The following is a 234-nucleotide window of genomic DNA, read 5'->3' as shown; positions in this document are numbered from 1 at the left end:
GGAACGTTGAAGACGACGACGTTGATAGGCCGGGTGTGTAAGCGCAGCGATGCGTTGAGCTAACCGGTACTAATGAACCGTGAGGCTTAACCTTACAACGCCGAAGGTGTTTTGGCGGATGAGAGAATATTTTCAGCCTGATACAGATTAGATTAACCGGCGATAAGCGGGTTAATACAACAGAATTTGCCTGGCGGAGATAGCGCGGTGGTCCCACCTGACCCCATGCCGAAC

The 234-nt window shown here is 51.7% G+C and carries 1 rRNA gene; it reads left to right on the top strand.

Annotated features, from left to right (window positions below):
- Positions 1 to 94: ribosomal RNA gene (locus C7B16_RS24450) — 23S ribosomal RNA — on the top strand; the annotation flags it as partial.
- Positions 95 to 234: the final 140 nt, after the last annotated feature.

It is taken from the genome of Escherichia sp. 20412-1 (genome assembly GCF_003027595.1).
Classification (GTDB): Bacteria; Pseudomonadota; Gammaproteobacteria; order Enterobacterales; family Enterobacteriaceae; genus Escherichia; species Escherichia marmotae.
The sequence above is the reverse complement of the archived record's forward strand: the minus strand, read 5'-3'. Positions and strand labels throughout refer to the sequence as shown.